We start from the raw sequence: 22,512 nt of genomic DNA on the forward strand, positions 1-22,512 counted from the left end.
AAAATAAAAAAACCGAGCAATTTGCTCGGTTTTTTACTTTATATCAAAATCGTTTCATATTAACGATTCATATTTTTGATTTCATCTTTAAAATCATCAGCATCTACACCTTTACTCACTAACATTAATGCTTTGTGTACTACATAAGCAACGTTTTCTGGAGAAAACCCTAATCCAATTCCCAAACGCTCTAAAATAACCGTTTGCTTTGGTCCCAACTCATGATCTGCGTATACCATGCGCGTTAAATCGAACAAACGATCTAAACGTTCGTTGTACATTGTTGGTGGATTTACAGGATGCGTTCTGTAATCTTTTAAAATTTCTTTGTAATTACTTTCAGAGATATCTAAATTTCTAGCCATTCTATCTAAAAATGCTTTTTCCTCATCTGTAATAACATCATCACTCATAGCAATACGAACAATTGCTGCAAAATGATCTTGGTTTCTTTCACGAAATCCGCTTGAATATAAATCTGATATAGACATTTCTTAATTTTTAGTCCTGCAAATATAAATAATCTATCTTCTTTTTAAACAAAATTTTAGGTTCATTTTCTATGGATTATCCTTGTTTGGATAGTATATTTGTGTCTAAATTTTTTCATCCGTGAGTATATCTAAAATCTCGCAACATTTTTCACAATCTCCTGAACTTAGGAAATTGGGGCAAGCTATTGCCAAAAATCAAGAAAAAGTACATGTAAAAGACCTTACAGGATCGAGTTTATCGTTTGTTGTTTCCGAAGTTTTTAAACAAAGTGAAATGCCTTTTTTGTTTATCTTAAATGATAAAGAAGAAGCCGCGTATTACTTAAATGACTTAGAACATTTACTGAATGATAAAGATGTACTTTTTTATCCAGGAAGCTATCGCAGACCGTATCAAATTGAAGAAACCGACAATGCCAATGTATTGTTACGAGCGGAAGTATTGAACAGAATCAATTCACGCAAGAAACCTTCATTAATTGTAACCTATCCTGATGCGTTGTTTGAAAAAGTGGTAACACGAAAAGAGTTAGAGAAAAATACACTCAAAATTTCTTTAAATGATAAATTATCAATCGATTTTGTCAATGAAACCTTGTTTGAATACAACTTCAATCGAGTAGATTTTGTCACAGAACCAGGAGAGTTTTCAGTTCGTGGTGGAATTGTAGATGTATATTCATTTTCAAATGACGAACCATATAGAATAGAGTTTTTTGGCGATGAAGTGGATAGCATGCGTACGTTTGATGTAGAAACGCAACTTTCAACAGAGAAAGTAAAGAAGATCAGCATTATTCCAAATGTTGAAAATAAAGCCTTGCAGGAATCTCGCGAAAGCTTTTTAAAATACATTCCAGGAAAAACGATTGTTTTTGCAAAAAATACAGAATTACTTTTTGGTCGAATTGATAAATTATTCGGAAAGGCCAAAACCGCTTTCGCTGAATTATCGGAAGAAATTAAACACAATACACCGGAAGAATTATTCTGCACAGCAGCATTAATACAGCGTCAATTTTTAGACTATACTATTGTAGAATTGACCGCAAATCCGTTATTGAAAGCAGATACTTTTATTGCTTTTCACACAACGCCACAACCTTCATTCAATCGTCAGTTTGACTTATTGATTGAAAATTTAGACGAAAACCACGCAAAAGGATATACCAATTACATTACTTGTGTAAGTGAACAACAAGCAAAACGTTTTCATGATATTTTTGATGATGTAGAACAAAAAGTACATTATGAAACCATTGTACTTCCACTTTATCAAGGGTTTATTGATCACAATCAAAAAGTAGTTTGTTATACAGATCATCAAGTATTTGAACGTTATCATAAGTTTCATTTAAAGAATGGATATGCTAAAAAGCAAGCCATTACACTAAAAGAATTGACCAATTTAGAAGTTGGCGATTATGTAACACATATCGATCATGGAATTGGAAAATTTGGCGGTTTAAAGAAAATAGATGTTGAAGGGAAAAAGCAAGAAGCCATTAAATTAATTTATGGTGAACGCGATGTTTTGTACCTCAGCATTCATTCATTACACAAGATTACAAAGTTTAACGGAAAAGATGGAAAACCACCAAAAATATACAAGTTAGGTTCTGGCGCTTGGAAAAAACTAAAGCAAAAAACCAAAGCACGCGTAAAGCATATTGCATATAATTTAATTGAATTGTACGCAAAGCGACGCATGAAAAAAGGAATCCAGTACGGACCCGATACACATTTGCAACACGAGCTGGAAGCTTCTTTTATTTATGAAGATACACCAGACCAGTTTACAGCAACACAAGATGTAAAAGCAGACATGGAAAGCGAACGTCCAATGGACAGATTGGTTTGTGGAGATGTTGGTTTTGGAAAAACAGAAGTTGCTATTAGAGCTGCGTTTAAAGCAGTTGACAATGGCAAACAAGTTGCTATTTTAGTACCAACAACTATTTTAGCGTTTCAACATTTTAAAACGTTTACTGAACGTTTAGAAGATATGCCAATTACCGTTGATTATTTGAATCGTTTTAGAAGTACTAAACAACGAAATGAAGCTATCAAAGGACTTGAAAATGGTAGTGTTGATATTATTATTGGAACACATCAATTGGTGAATAAAGCAGTGAAATTTAAGGATCTTGGTTTATTAATTATTGATGAAGAGCAAAAATTTGGCGTTGCTGTAAAAGATAAGTTGAAAACCATTAAAGAAAACGTAGATACACTTACATTAACTGCAACTCCAATTCCGAGAACCTTGCAATTTAGCTTGATGGCTGCACGTGATTTGTCAGTCATTAATACGCCGCCGCCAAACCGTTATCCGATTGAAACAAACGTGATTCGTTTTCAAGAAGAAACCATCCGTGATGCGGTGAGTTATGAAATTCAACGTGGCGGACAAGTATTTTTTATTCACAATAGAATTGAAAATATTAAAGAAGTTGCAGGAATGATTCAGCGTTTAGTTCCTGATGCAAAGATTGGAATTGGGCATGGGCAAATGGACGGAAAGAAGCTCGAAAAACTCATGCTAGCTTTTATGAATGGTGAATTTGATGTGCTTGTATCCACAACAATTATTGAAAGTGGTTTGGATGTTCCGAATGCAAATACTATTTTCATCAATAACGCTAATAATTTCGGATTGAGTGATTTACACCAAATGCGCGGACGTGTTGGACGAAGTAATAAGAAAGCATTTTGTTATTTTATAACACCGCCAGATTCTGTAATGACACAAGATGCACGAAAACGAATTAATGCATTGGTACAATTTTCTACCTTAGGAAGCGGATTTAATATTGCCATGAAAGATTTGGAAATTCGTGGTGCAGGAGATTTATTAGGTGGAGAACAAAGTGGATTTATCAATGAAATTGGATTTGAAACGTATCAAAAAATATTAAACGAAACCATAGAAGAACTCAAGGAAAACGAGTTTAAAGAATTATACGAAGATCAAGAAAGCAAGAAAGAAAAGGTATATCTGAAAGAAACACAAATTGATACAGATTTTGAATTGCTGTTTCCAGATGCGTACATAAATACTGTTACAGAACGCTTGGCTTTGTATAATAAACTGAGTACATTAAAAACTGAAGAAGAATTGCAGGTTTTTGAAAATGAATTGATTGACAGATTTGGACCATTACCAGAACCCGCAATTTCCTTATTAAACTCGGTTCGTATGAAATGGATTGCTACGAAATTAGGCTTGGAAAAAATTATTATGAAAAAAGGAAAATTGGTTGGTTATTTTATTTCTGATCAACAATCAGATTTCTACCAAAGTCCTAACTTTACTAAAGTATTACAGTTTGTACAACAAAATCCTTCCATTTGTAAAATGAAAGAAAAACAAACTCGAAATGGATTGCGTTTATTGCTTACTTTTGAGCGAATTACGTCTGTAAAAAAAGCATTGCATGTATTACAAATAGCAATTTAATTGGTTTGGCTCAATTATTGGGTAGTAACAATTGTGATTAAAACATTAAGAATATGATTAGAAGATTACTTTTTATACTGTGTATGATTCCGATGCTTTCGCAAGCGCAGAAAAGCATTTCAGGAACTTTTTCACCTGTGGAAGATTATAAATGGTTTATTCTGTATAAGCTAAAAACGACTCATCAAGAATATATTGATAATGGAAAAATTGTTGATGGAAAGATGAATTATACGTTTAAAGTCGATGCATCAAAAGGTATGTATCGCTTGGTATATGGAATGCCGCAAGAATCTGAGAATTTCGATTTTATTTATAGCGGAGCAGAAGATATTACATTTGTTTTTAATGAAGAAGGTTCAGATTTTACCATTTCTAAAGAAAATAAATTGAACACCTCTTATTTTTCAAGTGTGAATTTGATTAAAAGAGAAATTAATCAGTATTACCAAAGCGGACAAACGAACAAGGAAGCGTTTTTAACGATTTTTAAAACATTAGAAGACACACAAGGTATTTTCGAAAAAGAAGCCGAAGGAACGATAGCTTATGACTTTATAAAAGCAAGTCGCGCATATATTCCAATGAAATATGAAGAACCTGCTGAAATGGTTGATAATATTAGAGTACATTACTTTGATCATGTTGATTTTTCAAATCCACAATTGCAGAATTCAGATTTTATTGCAGATAAGGTTTCAAATTATGTGTTTACAGCATTGCCTTTGAAAGAATATACAGGAGATGAATTAACGGAAGCGTATAAAAAGAATATTGAAGTTGTTTCAAAAAAGATCGCAACTGTTTCTACTGAGTATCAAAAAACATTGTTTAATGTGCTTTGGGAACAAATGGTTGTGTTGGAAAATGATGCGATTGCAATTTATGTCGCCGACACTTATTTAATTCCGTTAGCAAAACAAGAGAAAGATGTTGAATTAGTTAAAAGATTAGAAACGCATAAACGTTTGGCTTTTGGTGAAATTGCTCCAGAAATTACATGGGTAAAAGATAATGAAACACAGAAGTTGAGTGAACTAGAAGGCGCAGAAAACTATATTATCGTTTTTTGGAGTAGCACGTGTTCACATTGTTTGAAAGAGTTTCCAAAGCTGAAAGCCTTTGTGGAAAGTAAGGAAAAAGGCAAATTTGAAGTTATTGCCATTGGTTTGGAAGATGAACGCGCAAGTTGGGCAAATGAAACATCATTTTACCCAAACTTCATTCACATTTTAGGATTGGACAAGTGGGACAATGAAATCGGAAATACCTATGATGTAAGTTCAACTCCTACATTTTTCGTATTAGACAAAGACAAACGTATTATTGGAAAACCATATGGTGTAAAAGAATTAGAAGAGTTTTTCCAAGAAGAAGAATAAGTGCATTTTATAAAAAATAAAAAAGGCTTGTAACTTAAATTAGTTACAAGCCTTTTTTATTTGTGTTTATTATATTTCTAACAATCATTACCAAATGTATTTAAATCTGGATCACATGGATTTCTAGGATCCGATTTAGGATATGTACGTGTTCCTCCTTTAATTTCTATAGCATAAGCGTTAGATAGTCTTGCAATATTCATTTTTTTTAGATTGAATGTTTTCTTTTTCTGTGTTCTCATAAAATAGTTTTAAAGTTAATACTTCAAGTTATTATTTTTTGGAAAACTTCATACTGTCTATCACATTTTTTTAACATTCAATCTTTGTAGTTTTTGTATTTGTATTCTTAAAATTGTTTAATTCGAGTTTCGAAACTAGATATTTCGAAATATATGATTCTTTGAATTATCAGTTCTTTTTAACTGATGTAAACCTCGTAAATAATAACCTTTATAATGATAAAAAAATAGAGGAATATAAAATTCCTCTATTTCGATATTCTATTCTGTAACTACAAAAAAATTATGGAGTACAACCTTGGCTAGGCGCTAGCTCATGCGAATCAACAATTGCTGGTTTACACTCAGAACCTACTCGCTCTAATGATTTTAAATGACTTTGAGATGTACATGTTATTATAGGCTCACTATGCAAATAACATACAGGTGGTTGTGAATCTGGACACGTTATCACAGTTGCAACAGTACCTCCATAAATAAATTTTTGATTAAGGTTTGCAATTTTGAACTTTTTCAAGTTGAGGGATTTCTTTTTAATTTTCATAATATATCGATTTAATAAATAATTTGGTTAAAACTACTAATCTAACCTCTAAATAACCTTTAAAACAGGTAATTAAATACAATAATTCCGTGAATCGTCAGTTACTTTTTTGATCTTCTATAACTTTTCGAATAAAATAAGAAGGTTTTAACCCTGTTTTCTTTTGAAAGGCTCTTGAAAACCCTTCAGGATTGGAAAATCCTATATCTTCAGCAATTGCCCGAATGGTATATTTACGATACTTGGAGTCCTTTTGAATTTGATTTATAAAATAGTCAATTCGCAAATCGTTAATGTAGCTTGCAAAATTCTTATTCTTATGAGAGTTTATAATTTTTGATAAATACTTGGAGTTTGTATCTATAATTTTTGCAACATCTTTTAAGGAAATTTGATTGGTAAGATATGTTTCTTCTTGTTCAAATATGTGTAATTGCGTCAAAATATGCTGAACTATTTTCTCATCAATATCCATAGAAACTGGCTGTACTTTTGCTTCTTTGATTTCAATTTGTTCTTCTATAATTGAGTTGGATGTATTTATAATTGCCTCATATCTTTTCTTGTATTCTTTTTTTAAGCGGTAGTAATATAGTAATCCACCTAAAGCTAAAAGGCAAACCAATAAACTTATGATAATAATCCATTTTTTTTCTTCCGAAATAACCTCATTTTCCTTCTTTAAATTGATAATGATTTCTTCGCGTTCGGCAACATATTTAGGAATATCATATTTTTTTACAATTGTTTTTAAAACATATCCATAGTCTTTGTCTGTAATACTATCAACCTTCAATAATTGATTGGTATAATATAACTGTGCTTTTTCGTCTTTTTTGACTTTGCTATCATTAATCAAATATTCATAAGCAGGAATTAATGATGGATATAGATCATTTGTAGTATTTAAAATTGAATCATTTTTTTTAAAATAATACAATCCTTTTTCTTTTTGTCCTAGGTTGTAATAGGTATTTCCTAAATAGTAGTTCATAAAAGCGACATTCACTTTCATTACATGCGGAAGCGCTTTTTCTAAACTATCCAAGGAAGCTCCATAATCTCCTTTTTTATTTAAATTGATTCCTTCATTCATTACAAAGGAATAATACATAGGATCGTTCTTTTGTTTTTTTGACCAATAAATACCTTCTTCATTAATAGCCTTTCCTTCTTCTATCCTACTCATTTCAAAATAAATACAGGATAATTGATATAGTATTGAAGTGTAGCTAGCATCATCTTTTCTTTCAATATTCTCTTCATATGTTTTACATTCAAGAAGTAATGCTTCTGCTTCTTTATAGTCTCCAATATGTCGTTTAAGATACCCAATATTGTATTTTATAGCAAATTGGAATTCTATATCGCCGTTTTGTTCCGCATAACGCTCAGCCTCTATAAAACTATTGATTGTTCCTTTTAAATCTTTTTGGAGATATAATGTAGCTCCTTTATTCATGAAAGCTTGCACGGGAAAAACAGCATCACCTTTTATATGTTTGGTATAAAATATAGTGCTATCTAAATACTGTAATTTTTCTTCAATATTTGGATTATTACTTGCTAATAGATAAAAACCTCTTCCTATAAGTTCCTTATTATGTGTCTCTTTTGCTTTTTCTAAATATGCTTTTGCGCGTTTTTTTCTTTGCTCAGGTTTTAGTTCTTTAATTTTAAATTCATTTCGCAACAATTCAAATTCATCAAACATGGGATGCTGTTCTTGTGCAAACATGTTCATTCCTAGAAATAAAAAACTTAATAACAATAGAAAATTCTTCATAAAAACTGTCTTGGATTTGAACAAATATAATTGAAAAGAAGGCTGATTTATGTATTTTAATTCCAAATTATACCACAATTCACCGAATTATAGTACTGATTCTATAAATTGTACATGGCTTCTGTTGACTGGCATTAAATTTACTTGTTATTTTGATATTCTATTGAAAAGGAGCTATCTATAACTATATTAAAATCAACAATCTATGAGAAAACAAAAACAGGAATTCTGCTGATATTCATACCTTGCTTTTTGTAAAGTATACAATTGAATATGATATTGCGAATGGAAATAATTGTACTCAGTTTTATAAAAGAGAGAATACTATAATTAATAAATTATTCCCTCTTTTATAAAGTTATGCAACACTAACTATAATTTTTTAGAAGCTTCTAAAGCATTTATCTTGATTAACTGAGTTACCTGGACGGCTTCCAAAACAAAAATCACTACAATCATTACCCGCATCTGAAGCTGGTATTGGTGGATTTTCACATGTAAGTTCAAATCCTATCGTTTCACAAAGAGTATTAGCTGAGACAACATCATCATCTCCTCCACCTTTAATAAAGTTTACATTTGCTATTTTAACTTTATTAAACTTCAATATTTTTTTATTTCTTTTCATCATGTATTTATTTTTTAACTTAACTAAGTTTTAATTTGTTAATGTAAACAATACCCCAAGTAACATTCATTTTCACCTGCTGAATTCTGGTAAGGTTTCACAGCGGAGACGTAACAACCATCGCTACATAAATTTCCAGGAGTACTAGCCTCATTTGGTGGTGGTGGTGGACAATCAACTCCACTATGACAAACATTTATTCCAGTTGCAGGACTACCTGTATTATCTCCACCTTTAATAAAGTTCATATTAGAAATCTTAATCTTTTTGAGCTTTAGAGTTTTTTTTCTTCGTTTCATATTATAAATAATTTTTAATTAACAATGTTCTGACATGAAAATAGTTCGAGTATCTGGTTGATTTGTAAAGCAAATGTCACTATAAACACAGGCATCACTACATAGATTTCCAGGAGTACTAGCTTCATTTGGTGGTGGACAATCAACTTCACTTTGACAAACATTTATTCCAGTTGCTGGACTGTCTGTATCTCCTCCACCTTTAATAAAGTTCATATTAGAAATCTTAATCTTTTTAAGAATTAATACTTTTTTACGTTTTTTCATACTATTGATTTTAGAGAATTAATGTTCTCAAAACTAAATTTTTCAGGTGTTAAAAAAAGTTAAAAGCTCAATATACAGACTATAATTCCGCGAATTATTGTTTATTTTCTTTACTTTCTCTAATCTTTTTGATGAAATACGAAGGTTTTAATCCTGTCTTTTTTTGAAATGCTCTTAAAAAACCTTCAGGGTTTGAGAAACCACCTTCTTCAGCAATAGCACGAATGGTATATTTTTGATATAGAGGATCATGTTGCATTCGATCAATTAAATAATCAACTCGTAAATCATTGATGTAAGTTGCAAAGTTTTTTTCTTTGTACGAATTGATAATTTTTGATAAGTATTTTGAGTTTGTATTTACAATTTTTGCGACGTCTTTTAATGAAATTTGATTGGTGAGATAATGGTTTTCTTTTTCAAAAATATCTAATTCTTCTAAAACTTCTTGTACTATACCTGTGTCAATATCCTTAATTACAGGCTGCAACTCTGCATCTTTAGCTACAATAGTTTCTTCTATACTTATATTTGATTGTTTTATAATGTCATCATAGCGCTTCTGATATTCTTTTTTCAATCTATAGTAATACAAAATCACTAACGCAATTATGAATAACACAACCAGTATACTTCCAAAAATAATTTGCTTCTTATCGTTTCTTAATTCTTCTATTAAAGTATTTCTACTCTCAATTAACTCTGGAATATCATACTTCCTTATAATTGTATTGGACAAATACTTATAATCAGCATGAATTATACTATCCACTTTTAACAACTGAGTCGTGTAATATAATTGTTGCTCTTTATTTTTTTCTTTCTTAGCATTTTTAATCAAATATTCATAAGATGTACGTAGCGGTGGAAATAAGTCATTCGTTTTATTAAAAAAACTATCTACTTTTTTAAAGTAAAACAGTGCTCTTTCTTTTTTTCCTATTCTATTATAACTTTTTGCTAGATAGAAATGAGCAATTACGCGATGTGACTCTCTTATTAAATTTGGAGCTCCTTTTTCTATGCTATCGATAGAAGCCTTGTACTGTCCCTTTATCTGTAAGCTGATACCTTCATTCACTACAAAATTATTGTATAAATCATATTTTTCATCCTTCATTTTCACCTGAATACCTTGTGAGTTTATTTCAGAACATTTAGCTGCTTGCCCAGATTCATAATAAATAGAAGAAAGTTGAAATAATACATTTTGATATCGGGATATATTGATATCCTTTCCTTTGGCTTTTTCGTATACTTGACATTCTTTAAAAAGTTTTATAGCTTCTTCATAATTCCCTAATCTTCTTTTAAGTAAAGCTATATTAAACTTAATGTCGTATTGAGACTTAATATTACCACTAGTTTTCGCTAAAGTTTCCGCTAAAATATATTTATCTAATGCACTCGTATAATCATTATTTAAACTAAAAAGCACTCCTTTATAAAAATAAGCTTTCATAGGAAATATGGAATCTCCTTTTAAATTTTCAGTGTAAAAAAGAACACTATCTATATAAAGTACTCTTTTTTCTAATTCCGTATTCTTGAAACTAAGTAAGTAATAAGCTCTTCCTATCAACTCCTTTCGTTCACTTTTTTGTGCTTTATGTAAATAATTACGAATAAGTGTTTCTGCTGTTTCAGAAGTTACTTCTTTTTTCACCACCACTTTTTTCAATGCTTTGTATTCATCAAACAATGCATCATTTTTTTGCGACTGACATAGCATCCCATATAACAAGAAACAGAAAAACAGTAAATACTTATTCATATAAATTGTTGTGTTTATGGCAAATATAACTGAAAAGGGGCATGTTTATTTTTATCTACAGTGCAAGTTTTATGACAATTCCGTGAATTAAGGGTGAAATTCAAGGAATTGTATTGACCTTCAATTGACTAGCATCAAAATTAGTCATTGTTTTGCTACTGTGATCACATTACAAAATTATTAATCAAACCTTATACATATGAAAAAGCGAAATGTAAAAAGCTTACGATTAAACAAGAAGAAAGTCGCTGACTTTAATCCAATTATGGGAGGAAGACCTCCTAAATCACACTTTAATCAAGAATGTGAAGGACCAGTAGTTCAATCAGATGCATCATGTTTTATAGAATCTAACTGTATTGGATGTACCGTTCATGATACCGTGAATTGCCAAGCTAATACTGATGCTACAGTATGCAATTGGGGCTCTTGTAATTGCTAATAATTTAAAACTCATATTATGAAAAAACAAAATGCAAAAAGCTTAAAGCTCAACAAAAAATCAATTTCAAGTCTAAAAGAAGTTTTAGGTGGTAGACCACCATTATCATTTCGCCAAACAGAATGTACATGTAGTCCTTCTCAACTTACGCATTGTCTTGCAGGTTGTACTAAGGTAAGCTATGATGCAAGTTGCTAATTTAAATATCTATAATTATGAAAAAAACAAAAACATCATTTAAAAAAATCAATCTTAAGAAATTCACTATTGCCGAACTAAATAAGCAGAACAGTATAATTGGTGGTGCTACCAACAGATGCACTTCTCAAGGTTGTGCTAACTACGAATGTAAGCCCAGAAGAACTGTATAAACTCTTCATTTACAATTACTAATATTTAAAACTTACGATTATGAAAAAACGAAATTTAAAAAGTTTAGTATTAAACAAAAAATCAATTTCCTCATTTGAAGAGGATTACCAAAAAGTAAAAGGTGGCCGTACAGTAAATCAAACCTGTGAAGCCAATGGGACCTTAGGTAGAAATTGTCAGATTTGTCATGAAGTCTAATATTTATTAGTAACACTTTACACCGTGAGTTCTTATTCACTTTTCTACTAAAAAATTAATTCAAAAACTTTATTAATTATGAAAAAACAAAACATCAAAAATTTAAAGTTGAACAAAAGTTTGATTTCAAATTTCGAAAACGTTTCAGGCGGTAGGCCGACGAAATCACATTTTGAAACTGAGTGCAATAATTGTAGTCCATCTGAACAAACAAATTGTTTGCATTGTGATATAACTGCTCCAAATCATATTTGTACAACATTTATAGATTGCACTTTAGATTGTTAACATTTTAAAAACAAGTATCATGAAAAAACAAAAAATCAAAAGTTTAAGACTTAACAAAAAGTCAATCTCAAATTTCAATTCTTTAACTATCCGCGGAGGAGACAGATATGAGTCTGTAAGAATCTGTGAAGCACCTGCAACAGATACATGTTCCATAAACAACGTTGCTTGTAATACAGGTACTGGTGGCGGTAGCGGTCATTCTGCTAACTGTTCAAATAATTGTGGTACACAATTACAAGATACATGCGGTTGCGTAGATCCAGGTGGTACTTCTAATTTGGCAAGTCCTTGTTAATATCAAAATAAATTAAACCTTAAACACAAATATTATGAAAAAACGAAATCTTAAAAACCTAAAATTGAATAAAAAATCAATTTCAAACATTAATACTGATACTTCTGATGTAAAAGGTGGAAGAACATACAGATGTGGCGCAAGTTGGATTACTAGATGTGATGCTTCTCATTGTTATTGCTTATAATTTAACTATATATCATGAAAAAAAGAAAAGTAAACAGTTTGCGTTTGAACAAAAACAATGTTTCAAATTTGAATAATGTATTTGGAGGAAGAGCTCCAGGTAATGGATCTGTCTCTGATCCAATTGGAATAACAGATGGATGTCCACCATCATTACCACACACAGATTGCAATTGCGGTTCTAATTTCAATTTAGGTTGCGGTTCAATTATTAATCATTGTAGGTAATAAACAATGTACAAATAAATATTTTTAGATTACTGTTAGTTAGAGTGGGCTTCTAAAAAGAAGCCCGCTTTTTTTCGTTAAAAACGTTTCATCAAAAATGAATTCTATCGAAATCTTGAAAAGGTGTAAATCAAAAATTTACACAAAAAACTCAAAATTGAGTTTCTATATATATAAAATCCCGCTCATTGCTGAGCGGGATTTCTCGTAAAACTAAATTACGCTTTGGAGTTTTAAATTTCAGGATCTGATAAATTAATTTCTCTAAAAAGAAAAATACCCTTTCAATTTATCGTATCAACTAAACAGAAATCACAAATCTTCCACGCAAGTCTTTATGCTATACAAAACATAAAATTTTGTAATAGATATATTGTTTTTCACTTCAGTTTTTAAATAAATGTGATAGCCGTTTTTATGTACAGTCTATCATACTTACAAAAATGTGTAAAAATTAAAATGCAATTATTTGTCTATAATCGATTCTTCACAGAATCTGCAAAAAAGTGGTCGTTAGGGGGTAACGCTATACGGAAATAAATAATCAAGTAATACTACTTATTGAATTTGTTCTATCACGAACAATATTCAACTTAATATCTAAATTTACTCAAATGTTATCTATTTACAAAACAAATAACCGAATTTATATTCAACCTTAATAGCGTAGAAACACCTGTTTTTAAGAATTGAGGAGAAATACGCGCAGAAATTTCAATATATAATGCTACAGTGATTTCAGGTTTTTAATTACGGTAAATGCCTTATCTACTTGTTCATCATTTACTAAAATAGTAAACTCATTTGTTGTAGAAATTACCTCGTAAATATTTACACCTTCCCAAGATAAACGTTGAAAAATGAAATAATAAATACCAGGTACATTCACATTATCTTTTGGCAATTTAACGGTAATAGAAGATAAATTCTCTTGCTTTTCTAGAAGAATTTCATGCTTAAAAGCTGTTCCTACTAATGCTGCAACTTCACTACTTACTACAATATTAGACTCATTAACACCACGAGAAGAAGTATAAAAAACAGTATTCAACCCTTCAATTTCTGACATAAAAGCTGCCTGATTTTTTAAAAGTGTTTCAGAAACTTTAAAGGTATAATCATTTAAAGATGATCGGACTGTGATTTCTCCAATATTACGGACAAATTTCAACACACGATGCGTTACTCTAAATTCCAATTCGGATGACAATCGTTTTAGAGCCATTACTATAGCTCCGTTTTTGACTTCTTTCCCTAATTGATGCTCAATCTCCGGTTTAATTAATCGTGATAAAGATGTCAAATTGATAATACCTTGTGATAAAGCACTTGATAAAAATGGCTTAGTTTTTATGTACTCTTCTACAATTGAGGAAATGGTTTTCATTAAGTCTATAATTTTAGTAGACTGCGAAAATACAAACATAAAAAGAAGTTTCAAAACAAATTGTTATAATTATAACAGTAAATTTCAAAAATGATAAAATGCATCTTCCATGTGTTTTATTGTGACATTATTTTTGTCATGTAATATTGCGATAATATCAAATCTTACTTCAATATCCAAATCATTAGAAACAACATACTCATCAACAGCCTTCACCAATAATTTTATTTGTTTGGGCTTTACAAAGTCTTCCGGATTGCCAAAATCGGCTGAAGTCCTCGTTTTTACCTCTACAACTGCCAATATATTCTCCTTCTGTGCAATAATGTCAACTTCCGCTTTCTGAAAACGATAATTCCGCTCTAAAATTTCATAGCCATTCTTTTGTAAATAATTGACAGCCAACTGTTCTCCTTCATTTCCTAAATCATTATGTGTTGCCATATATGGTTCTATTTAATTTCGAATAAAATACGTATCTTATTCTTGTTAATCAATAGTTTACATCAAAAAAAACACATACCGCTATTAATTTTTATGATAAAAAACAATCGATTTCATTTCTAATTGCTACTATCTTTAAGCTAACTAAAAACTATACGATATGAATGCAAAATACGATCATATTGGAAACGGATACAACAACACTCGAAAAGCTGATCCTTATATACTAGACAGACTTCACTATCATTTAAATCCAATTAAAGAAGGCGTGTATTTAGATATTGGTTGTGGCACAGGAAATTACACCGCAAAACTGCATCAAAAAGACATTCAATTTATAGGTATTGATCCTTCTGAAAAAATGTTAACGAGTGCTAAAAAAGCACATCCAAACATTACTTGGAAACAAGGAAAAGCAGAAAATATTCCATTAGAAGATGCTAGTATTGAAGGCGCTATTGGAAGTTTAACATTACATCATTGGGATAGTTTAGAAAAAGGATTTTCAGAATTATACCGTATCCTAAAACCATATTCAAACTTGGTGTTTTTTACGTCAACGCCAATACAAATGCAAGGATATTGGTTGAATCACTACTTTCCAAAAATGTTAGAAGATTCCATCAAGCAAATGCCATCATTGGAACAAATTTCAAATGCGATGCAATTAGCTGGATTTAAAAATATTTATACAGAAAAGTACAATATTCAACCCAACTTACAAGATCAATTTCTATATGTTGGAAAAGAAAACCCTAAGCTCTATTTAGAGGCAACTATTAGAAACGGAATTTCTTCTTTTTCACACTTAGCCAATCAGGAAGAAGTTCAAAAAGGACTCGAACAACTAGAAAAAGACATTAATTCTGGAGCAATCAATACCATCATACACAATTATGAAAACCGTGATGGTGATTATCTTTTTATTTTGGGTCAGAAAGAAAATTAAAACGTCAATTTTACTTCTGTGCCAACTTCTAATGTAACTTCTTTTCCAAAAATCATTGCACGATTATCATCTATATGTCCTGCTGGAAAATTAAAACAAATTGGAAAATCATATTCCGAAGTAATATCTAAAATAATTTCATGTACATCCTTTCCAAACGGAATTGTGTTATCATGCATATCAGTCATTCCACCAATAATTAATCCAGCCAAACCATCAAAACAACCATTATGTTTTAGGTTCATCAACATGCGATCAATATGATACAAATATTCATCTAAATCTTCTAAAAATAGAATTTTTCCACTTGTGTTAAGGTTCAAATCTGAGCCAGTCATACTATACAACATACTCAAATTCCCTCCAATTAATTGGCCTTTTGCATTTCCTTTTTTATTTGCAGCAGTACTTGGAATTGTATAGTTTAGGCTTTCGCCGAATAATACATTCTGCAAACTTTTAATTGATTCGGGCGAATTCTTTGCAACATTAATTGGCATGGTCGCATGCAACGTTTCGAAATTTAACTGTTGTCCTTTGCAATGTAGTACAGTCACATCAGAATAGCCAATAATCCATTTTGGCTTTTGTATAAATCGTGAAAAATCAAGTTGATCAATCATACGAATCGTTCCATAGCCGCCGCGTGCGCACCAAATAGCATCAATATGATCATCATCTAAAAACTGTTGAAAATTTAAGGCTCGCGTCATATCATCACCAGCAAACTGGTTTTTTTCAAGATCAATAGTTGTTCCTAGAACAACTTTTAAATCCCAACTGTGCAATAGCTCAATAGCAGCTTCTATTTCCGTAATGGAAATCTTCCGTGCTGTCGATAAAATGCCGACAGTTGCTCCTTTATGTAGTGTTTTCGGTTGGTTCATATACTAAAAGTATGAGAAAATATACAGATTCCTTTTTTCAATCAAAACTAAATTCTTTTTTAGACGATCTGCAAAAAAACTCGTTTTTGTGACTTTTGCACCTTCAATTAATACGATTTCATTTCATTTTCAATACAAAAATCACATAGGAATCCTTATTTTTGCACGTTAATTAGACGATTTTCAATTGAAAATCTAATTTTATTGAATTGAAACAAAACGAAATGACTCAAAATCCGAAACGATATACAATTACTGCTGCTTTGCCTTACACCAATGGACCTATTCATATTGGACATTTGGCTGGTGTGTATGTTCCTGCTGATATTTATGCGCGCTACTTGCGATTAACTGGTAATGATGTTGCTTTTATGTGTGGAAGTGACGAACATGGTGTTGCCATTCCAATGCGTGCTAAAAAAGAAGGTGTATCTCCGCAAGATATCATAGATAAATATCACGGAATTATCAAAAAGTCATTTAAAGACTTCGGAATTTCGTTTGATAACTATTCTAGAACTTCAGCGGAAATTCATCATGAAACTGCTTCTGACTTTTTTAAGAAGTTATACAAAGATGGTGAGTTTATTGAAGAAGTTACCGAACAACTATATGATGCAGAAGCTGATCAGTTTTTAGCAGATCGTTTTGTGGTAGGAACATGTCCAAAATGTAACTACGAAGAAGCGTATGGTGATCAATGTGAAAATTGTGGAAGTTCGTTAAGTGGAACTGAACTTATTAATCCAAAATCGGCAATTACTGGAAATGTTCCAACATTAAAGCAAACAAAACACTGGTTTTTACCTTTAGATAAATATAGCGACTTCTTAACGGAATGGATTGTGGAAGGTCACAAAAAAGACTGGAAACCAAATGTATACGGACAAGTAAAATCGTGGGTAGATGATGGTTTAAAACCTCGTGCCGTAACACGCGATTTAGATTGGGGAATTCCTGTTCCGGTTGAAGGTGCAGAAGGAAAAGTATTATATGTTTGGTTTGATGCGCCAATCGGTTACATTTCGGCAACGAAAGAATGGGCTGAACGCGAAGGAAAAGATTGGGAACCATACTGGAAAGATAAAGACACAAAGTTGGTTCACTTTATAGGAAAAGATAATATTGTGTTTCACTGTATCATTTTCCCATCTATGTTAAAAGCACATGGCGATTATATTTTACCAGACAATGTGCCTGCAAACGAATTCTTAAACTTAGAAGGAAACAAATTATCAACATCTAAAAACTGGGCAGTTTGGTTACACGAATATTTAGAAGATTTCCCAGGAAAAGAAGATGTATTGCGTTATGCGTTGACCGCGAATGCACCCGAAAGTAAAGACAACGATTTTACTTGGAAAGATTTTCAAACAAGAAACAATAGCGAATTAGTTGCCATTTTAGGTAACTTTATCAATCGTGTTGTCGTTTTGACACATAAATATTATGACGGAATCATTCCTGAATATACTGGCGAATATGAAGAATTGACGCAAGTAAAGCATTTTCCAGCAATCATTTCAAGTTCTATAGAACGTTACCGTTTTAGAGAAGCAAGTCAGGAATTAATGAATTTAGCTCGACTAGGAAATCAATTCTTGCAAGCAAATGAACCTTGGAAAAAAATCAAAGAAGATCCTGAAGCAGTAAAAGGTATTATGTATGTTGCATTACAAATTGCTTCGGCAATTGCTGTATTATCTGAACCGTTTTTACCATTTACATCAAACAAATTAAAAAACATTTTAAACCTTGATGCTGACTTAGGATGGAATGATATTTCAACAAAAGAAGTATTAATTCCAACAGGACATAAAATCAATCCAGGTGAATTGTTATTCGCAAAGATTGACGACAAGGAAATTCAAGCACAATTAGACAAGCTAGAAGCAACAAAGAAAGCAAACGAAGCGGCTAATAAAGAAGTAGTTCCACAAAAAGAAGAAGCTACTTTTGACGATTTTACAAAGTTAGATTTACGTGTCGGAACTATTATAGAAGCTGAGAAAGTTCGTAAAACGAAAAAACTATTGAAACTTATTGTTGATACAGGTTTAGACAAACGAACTATTGTTTCTGGAATTGCAGAAAGCTTTACACCAGAAGAAGTAATTGGAAAAAAAGTAACCGTTCTCATCAACTTAGCACCGAGAGTAATTGCGAAAGTAGAAAGTCAAGGAATGATTTTAATGACCGAAACGCCTGAAGGCAAATTGGTATTTGTAAATCCTGATGAAGAAAATGTTAAAAACGGAGAAACAATTAATTAATGAGTTCATCTAATCCTGAAAATCATTGGAACACCGTTTATGAGTCTAAAGATGATGCGCAGTTAGGTTGGTTTGAATCTAATCCTGAAACGACATTAGAACTAATTGCAAAAGCAACACTTCCGAAAGATGCTAAGATTTTAAATGTTGGCGCAGGAACAACAACACTTATTGATGTACTTTTAGAAAAAGGGTATTCAAATTTGTTAGCTTCTGATATAAGTGAAGTTGCCATGCAAAAACTACAGCAACGTATTTCTGAAAAGTATACATACAATTTAGAATGTATTGTTGATGATTTAACGGCTCCAACTAAACTGAATCAACTTTCAAATATTGATGTATGGATTGATAGAGCTGTTTTACATTTTTTCTTAACTGAAAAAGAACAAAAAGCCTATTTTGACTTAGTTAGAAAAACTGTTCGCTCAAAAGGATATGTGTTAATTGCTGTTTTTGCTTTAGATGGCGCTGAAAAATGTAGTGGATTGCCTTTATATAAGTATAACGCTGAAATGCTTTCTGAACAATTGGGTTCTGACTTTACATTACGTGAACATTTCAATCATACGTATATCAATCCATTTGGAGGAGAACGTCCATATATATTTACACTATTTCAAAAAAATTAAACATCAATATTCCTTTAGTTAGAATAAATTAAAATTATAGTGTGTATAAGTAAAACTCGCTTGTAATGCGTATTTTTACATAACCGAAAAAAAAGAAAAGCTATGTTATCAAAGCAAATGCAAGATGCGTTAAATGCGCAAATCAAAATAGAAGCCGAATCTTCACAAGTATATTTAGCAATGGCAAGTTTTGCAGAAACACAAGGTTTTGAAGGTGTTTCTTCATTTATGTATATGCATTCAGATGAAGAGCGCCAACACATGTTGAAATTTGTAAAATATGTAAACGAACGCGGAGGACATGCTATTGTTTCAGAATTAGCAAAACCGCCAGTAGAATATGGTTCATTAAAAGAAATGTTTGAAGAATTATTTGCTCATGAAGTAAAGGTTTCAAAAAGCATCAACGATTTAGTTCATATCAGTTTGCAAGAACAAGACTATGCAACGCACAACTTCTTACAATGGTATGTTGCAGAACAAATTGAAGAAGAAGCATTAGCGCGTACAATTTTAGACAAAATCAACTTAATTGGTGATGATAAAGGTGGACTGTACTTGTTCGATAGAGATGTACAAGCAATTACTGTACAACCTTCTACAGGTCCAGCAGTATAAAAATATATTACTTATAAAATATAAAAGCGATTGGTCACTCAATCGCTTTTTTTATTTGCAATAAATAATTTAAGAATGACAAAAATTCAATCAGAGAATACCATTAAAAAAGTTAAAAACAGACTCCTTCATTTTGGAAAAGTTAGTTTGAGCATAGAACTAACCGAAACAAACATGCTAGAAATTGAAGAACGATTTTCTGATGAAAATATTCCAAATTTCAGTCAAGGTCAAATAATTTCAATTCCTAAGAAAGGATTCGAAGTTTGGAAAGAAGGAATTCGTAAAGGAATTGAATATGCTCATCTCAAAATAAATAAAAAGAACGGATTAAAAGTAATTATTGATAATGCAGAAGGGTTAGTAACTGATACTAATCCTACAATAATTGGGTTTTCAGCTTGTAGAGTGATATTAGAAAAATTACCAAACTCAGAATCTCAACATGAACTTGAGCAATTAGAAAAGTTAGTTTTTTCAAGTTGGGATTATGAATATGATGCAATACCAAACTTTATAGAGAAAACAATAATCGGAAAAAAGCAAACTACATCAAGGTATAAAAAAAACATTTGAAGTTACACTTCTACAACAGACATAAAATACGTTTTAGAACTTCGTCAAACCGAACTTGATTCGGTTTCACATAATCATAAGAAAATAAGATGAGATTCTGAATCAAGTCCAGAATGACAAATTATTATTTTAAAAACAGTAGTTTCAATTGTCATTCCTGTGAAGGCAGGAATCCATCAAGAACACAAGTAGATTCCGCAACAAGTGAGGAATGACAATAATTTATAACTCAGATAAGTCTAAAAAACTATCGTATCAATTGTTTCGCTTTCGCTTGAATAATCTCAGCAACAGGTTTATTTTCAATATTACTTTCCAACCACGATAAAACATCTAAATACAAAAATGCTCTACGCTCATACGGATCATCCTCAAAAGGTTTCAACTTTGCATGTAACTCTTTGAAAGCATTCTTAATTTGATGCGGATATATATCACCTAAACCCTTCAAAAAGGTAATCATTTCCTTTTGGACTTCATGCAAGTCGTCCATCTTCAACAAATACTTATAGGTGCTTTTTAGTTGTGTCTCTAAATGGTAATCCAAGCCTAATTCATAATGCGCTACCAAATTCAAAATTCTGGAAAAGCATAACAAATCTTCACGTACTTTCAACGATTTATCATTAATTATCTTCTGCAAATACAAAATACAATTCTTATTATCACCTGTTCCAAAATACAAGGAAGCAATCTTATAATAGAAAATCATTACGTGATGCTGATCAATTCGATTCTCGAAAACAGCAATCTTTTCATTCACTTCGTCTACCAAATACAGTCCTTCACTAAATGTTCCTGTTAAAAAGTGATAATTCAGCTTATTCATATACACATACAAAAAGCTCAATACACTTGTATTATCATTCTGTGGAATAACGCCATGTTCAATATCCTGCTCTAATTGAAGCAATACTTCTTTAAACTTTACTTCATGTTTTATATAAAATAACGATTCAAGCAGATAGTGATTTCCTTTCAAATAAAACACAGGGTTAATCTCAATCATCTTAGGATACTTCTTGAATAAATCTACCCATTTATTAGCATACTTATAACACGATAAAAAATCTTGTGTCAAAAAACTATACCACAAATGTGCTTTATACAACCATAACCGTTCTCTAAATCCGAGTGTATTCAAATCTAACTTTGGCAAGCGATTATGAAAATACTTAGTTACTTCTTCATGATCTTCTTCATTCTTTACATAGCCAACTTTTAGTAAAATTCCATACAACTGTAACGATAAGTTTGAAAGTTGACTCGTTAAAGTATTTTGAATACTTAAGGCTTCTGCTTGTGCCGTTAACTCTTCCGCACGTGTAGAAATACTTCGTGTAATGTATTGTGTTTCAATAATTTTTTCGAGTTCTACAATTTCATATGCGATATTCTTTTCTTCGTGTTCTAAAGCAAGTACTTTGGCTTTGTCAAGCAACTTTAAACTCTGCGAATACAATCCTTTATTATATAAAATAGTAGCATAATCGAGTTGTTCTCTAATAGTGATGCGAATATTATGTTGTGCAGGATTCAAACGCAAACTTCTAAGAATCTGTTTGTACAAGTTTGCTTTCAAATTTGACAATTGTTGTTTTGTAACAATATTCTTCTTCAAAATGGCTTGTTCATCGTACACATTGCTCTTGTCTAAAAAAGTAAACAATGCTAAAAACTTTGCATTCGTATTTCCGTCAAATCGTCCAACGTACAGCTTAAATTGTCGCTTCTCGGATTTCGACAATGATTTAATCAAAATAAATAATGATTCCTTTTGTTGGTTTGGCATTGTAAAAAATTATTTTTTAAAATACTGACAATCAATATTTTAAATTACTTTTTTAGGGTTTTAGCT

25 protein-coding genes are annotated in these 22,512 nt (G+C 31.2%); 13 read left to right on the forward strand and 12 right to left on the reverse strand.

Annotation, left to right across the window (positions count from 1 at the left end; translation table 11 throughout):
- Nucleotides 1-59 precede the first annotated feature (59 nt).
- Nucleotides 60-491: a tellurite resistance TerB family protein gene (locus ACUUYC_RS05285; RefSeq protein ID WP_474264430.1), complete on the reverse strand. Its 432-nt coding sequence runs from the start codon at nt 489-491 to the stop codon at nt 60-62.
- 121 nt (nt 492-612) lie between these two features.
- Here ACUUYC_RS05285 and mfd point away from each other — a divergent pair, with 121 nt between their 5' ends.
- Nucleotides 613-3,954: a transcription-repair coupling factor gene (gene mfd / locus ACUUYC_RS05290; RefSeq protein WP_474264431.1), complete on the forward strand. Its 3,342-nt coding sequence runs from the start codon at nt 613-615 to the stop codon at nt 3,952-3,954.
- A 53-nt stretch (nt 3,955-4,007) separates the two neighbouring features.
- The gene (locus ACUUYC_RS05295; RefSeq protein WP_474264432.1) at nt 4,008-5,336 is read left to right on the forward strand and encodes a thioredoxin-like domain-containing protein; all 1,329 of its coding nucleotides are present in this window, start codon (nt 4,008-4,010) and stop codon (nt 5,334-5,336) included.
- A gap of 77 nt (nt 5,337-5,413) precedes the next feature.
- Here the strand turns inward: ACUUYC_RS05295 and ACUUYC_RS05300 are convergent, their stop codons facing one another.
- The 7 genes from ACUUYC_RS05300 to ACUUYC_RS05330 all read right to left on the reverse strand — a co-directional run bounded on the left by ACUUYC_RS05300 (nt 5,414) and on the right by ACUUYC_RS05330 (nt 10,876).
- On the reverse strand, nt 5,414-5,578 hold the full coding sequence (locus ACUUYC_RS05300) for a hypothetical protein (protein ID WP_474264433.1): 165 nt from the start codon (nt 5,576-5,578) through the stop codon (nt 5,414-5,416).
- Between the two features lie 283 nt (nt 5,579-5,861).
- Entirely contained in the window at nt 5,862-6,095 is a 234-nt protein-coding gene (locus tag ACUUYC_RS05305) for a hypothetical protein (protein ID WP_474264434.1), read from the reverse strand.
- Nucleotides 6,096-6,219: 124 nt separating this feature from the next.
- Nucleotides 6,220-7,908 (reverse strand): helix-turn-helix domain-containing protein, encoded by a 1,689-nt coding sequence (locus ACUUYC_RS05310; RefSeq protein ID WP_474264435.1) that lies wholly within the window; start codon nt 7,906-7,908, stop codon nt 6,220-6,222.
- Nucleotides 7,909-8,290: 382 nt separating this feature from the next.
- Nucleotides 8,291-8,539, reverse strand: a complete 249-nt coding sequence (locus tag ACUUYC_RS05315; RefSeq protein ID WP_474264436.1) for a hypothetical protein — start codon at nt 8,537-8,539, stop codon at nt 8,291-8,293.
- Nucleotides 8,540-8,574: 35 nt separating this feature from the next.
- Nucleotides 8,575-8,835, reverse strand: a complete 261-nt coding sequence (locus ACUUYC_RS05320; RefSeq protein WP_474264437.1) for a hypothetical protein — start codon at nt 8,833-8,835, stop codon at nt 8,575-8,577.
- Between the two features lie 18 nt (nt 8,836-8,853).
- On the reverse strand, nt 8,854-9,102 hold the full coding sequence (locus ACUUYC_RS05325; protein ID WP_474264438.1) for a hypothetical protein: 249 nt from the start codon (nt 9,100-9,102) through the stop codon (nt 8,854-8,856).
- Nucleotides 9,103-9,196: 94 nt separating this feature from the next.
- Nucleotides 9,197-10,876: a helix-turn-helix domain-containing protein gene (locus ACUUYC_RS05330; RefSeq protein ID WP_474264439.1), complete on the reverse strand. Its 1,680-nt coding sequence runs from the start codon at nt 10,874-10,876 to the stop codon at nt 9,197-9,199.
- A gap of 199 nt (nt 10,877-11,075) precedes the next feature.
- Here ACUUYC_RS05330 and ACUUYC_RS05335 point away from each other — a divergent pair, with 199 nt between their 5' ends.
- The 6 genes from ACUUYC_RS05335 (at nt 11,076) to ACUUYC_RS05360 (ending at nt 12,888) form a co-directional block, all read left to right on the forward strand.
- Nucleotides 11,076-11,318, forward strand: a complete 243-nt coding sequence (locus ACUUYC_RS05335; RefSeq protein ID WP_474264440.1) for a hypothetical protein — start codon at nt 11,076-11,078, stop codon at nt 11,316-11,318.
- Between the two features lie 18 nt (nt 11,319-11,336).
- A complete protein-coding gene (locus ACUUYC_RS05340; protein ID WP_474264441.1) occupies nt 11,337-11,516 on the forward strand; it encodes a hypothetical protein in 180 nt (59 codons plus the stop codon).
- Nucleotides 11,517-11,729: 213 nt separating this feature from the next.
- Complete coding sequence (locus tag ACUUYC_RS05345; protein ID WP_474264442.1) at nt 11,730-11,888, forward strand: hypothetical protein; 159 nt, start codon at nt 11,730-11,732, stop codon at nt 11,886-11,888.
- A gap of 307 nt (nt 11,889-12,195) precedes the next feature.
- Nucleotides 12,196-12,474 (forward strand): hypothetical protein, encoded by a 279-nt coding sequence (locus tag ACUUYC_RS05350; RefSeq protein ID WP_474264443.1) that lies wholly within the window; start codon nt 12,196-12,198, stop codon nt 12,472-12,474.
- A 34-nt stretch (nt 12,475-12,508) separates the two neighbouring features.
- Nucleotides 12,509-12,661 carry a hypothetical protein gene (locus ACUUYC_RS05355; RefSeq protein WP_474264444.1) on the forward strand — a complete coding sequence of 51 codons (153 nt, stop codon included), beginning with the start codon at nt 12,509-12,511 and terminating at the stop codon, nt 12,659-12,661.
- A 14-nt stretch (nt 12,662-12,675) separates the two neighbouring features.
- Nucleotides 12,676-12,888 carry a hypothetical protein gene (locus ACUUYC_RS05360; protein ID WP_474264445.1) on the forward strand — a complete coding sequence of 71 codons (213 nt, stop codon included), beginning with the start codon at nt 12,676-12,678 and terminating at the stop codon, nt 12,886-12,888.
- A 727-nt stretch (nt 12,889-13,615) separates the two neighbouring features.
- Here ACUUYC_RS05360 and ACUUYC_RS05365 read toward each other — a convergent pair.
- Together ACUUYC_RS05365 and ACUUYC_RS05370 are read right to left on the reverse strand one after the other, a co-directional pair.
- Nucleotides 13,616-14,275: an aspartate kinase gene (locus ACUUYC_RS05365; protein ID WP_474264446.1), complete on the reverse strand. Its 660-nt coding sequence runs from the start codon at nt 14,273-14,275 to the stop codon at nt 13,616-13,618.
- Between the two features lie 84 nt (nt 14,276-14,359).
- The gene (locus ACUUYC_RS05370) at nt 14,360-14,719 is read right to left on the reverse strand and encodes a YraN family protein (protein WP_474264447.1); all 360 of its coding nucleotides are present in this window, start codon (nt 14,717-14,719) and stop codon (nt 14,360-14,362) included.
- Between the two features lie 160 nt (nt 14,720-14,879).
- Here ACUUYC_RS05370 and ACUUYC_RS05375 point away from each other — a divergent pair, with 160 nt between their 5' ends.
- Nucleotides 14,880-15,668 (forward strand): class I SAM-dependent methyltransferase, encoded by a 789-nt coding sequence (locus ACUUYC_RS05375; protein ID WP_474264448.1) that lies wholly within the window; start codon nt 14,880-14,882, stop codon nt 15,666-15,668.
- Here ACUUYC_RS05375 and ACUUYC_RS05380 read toward each other — a convergent pair.
- On the reverse strand, nt 15,665-16,555 hold the full coding sequence (locus ACUUYC_RS05380) for a S66 peptidase family protein (RefSeq protein ID WP_474264449.1): 891 nt from the start codon (nt 16,553-16,555) through the stop codon (nt 15,665-15,667). The genes ACUUYC_RS05375 and ACUUYC_RS05380 overlap by 4 nt on opposite strands.
- Nucleotides 16,556-16,779: 224 nt before the next feature.
- On the opposite strand from ACUUYC_RS05380, the gene metG reads away from it, so the two are divergent.
- From metG to ACUUYC_RS05400, 4 genes are all read left to right on the forward strand, one after another.
- Nucleotides 16,780-18,828: a methionine--tRNA ligase gene (gene metG, locus ACUUYC_RS05385; RefSeq protein ID WP_474266353.1), complete on the forward strand. Its 2,049-nt coding sequence runs from the start codon at nt 16,780-16,782 to the stop codon at nt 18,826-18,828.
- Entirely contained in the window at nt 18,828-19,460 is a 633-nt protein-coding gene (locus ACUUYC_RS05390; RefSeq protein WP_474264450.1) for a class I SAM-dependent methyltransferase, read from the forward strand. Before metG ends, ACUUYC_RS05390 begins: the two co-directional genes overlap by 1 nt.
- A gap of 102 nt (nt 19,461-19,562) precedes the next feature.
- Complete coding sequence (locus ACUUYC_RS05395; RefSeq protein WP_474264451.1) at nt 19,563-20,078, forward strand: ferritin; 516 nt, start codon at nt 19,563-19,565, stop codon at nt 20,076-20,078.
- Between the two features lie 75 nt (nt 20,079-20,153).
- A complete protein-coding gene (locus ACUUYC_RS05400) occupies nt 20,154-20,654 on the forward strand; it encodes a hypothetical protein (protein WP_474264452.1) in 501 nt (166 codons plus the stop codon).
- A 247-nt stretch (nt 20,655-20,901) separates the two neighbouring features.
- On the opposite strand, the gene ACUUYC_RS05405 is transcribed toward ACUUYC_RS05400, so the two are convergent.
- On the reverse strand, nt 20,902-22,446 hold the full coding sequence (locus tag ACUUYC_RS05405; RefSeq protein ID WP_474264453.1) for a hypothetical protein: 1,545 nt from the start codon (nt 22,444-22,446) through the stop codon (nt 20,902-20,904).
- Nucleotides 22,447-22,512: the final 66 nt, after the last annotated feature.

This window comes from Kordia sp. E, assembly GCF_056033805.1.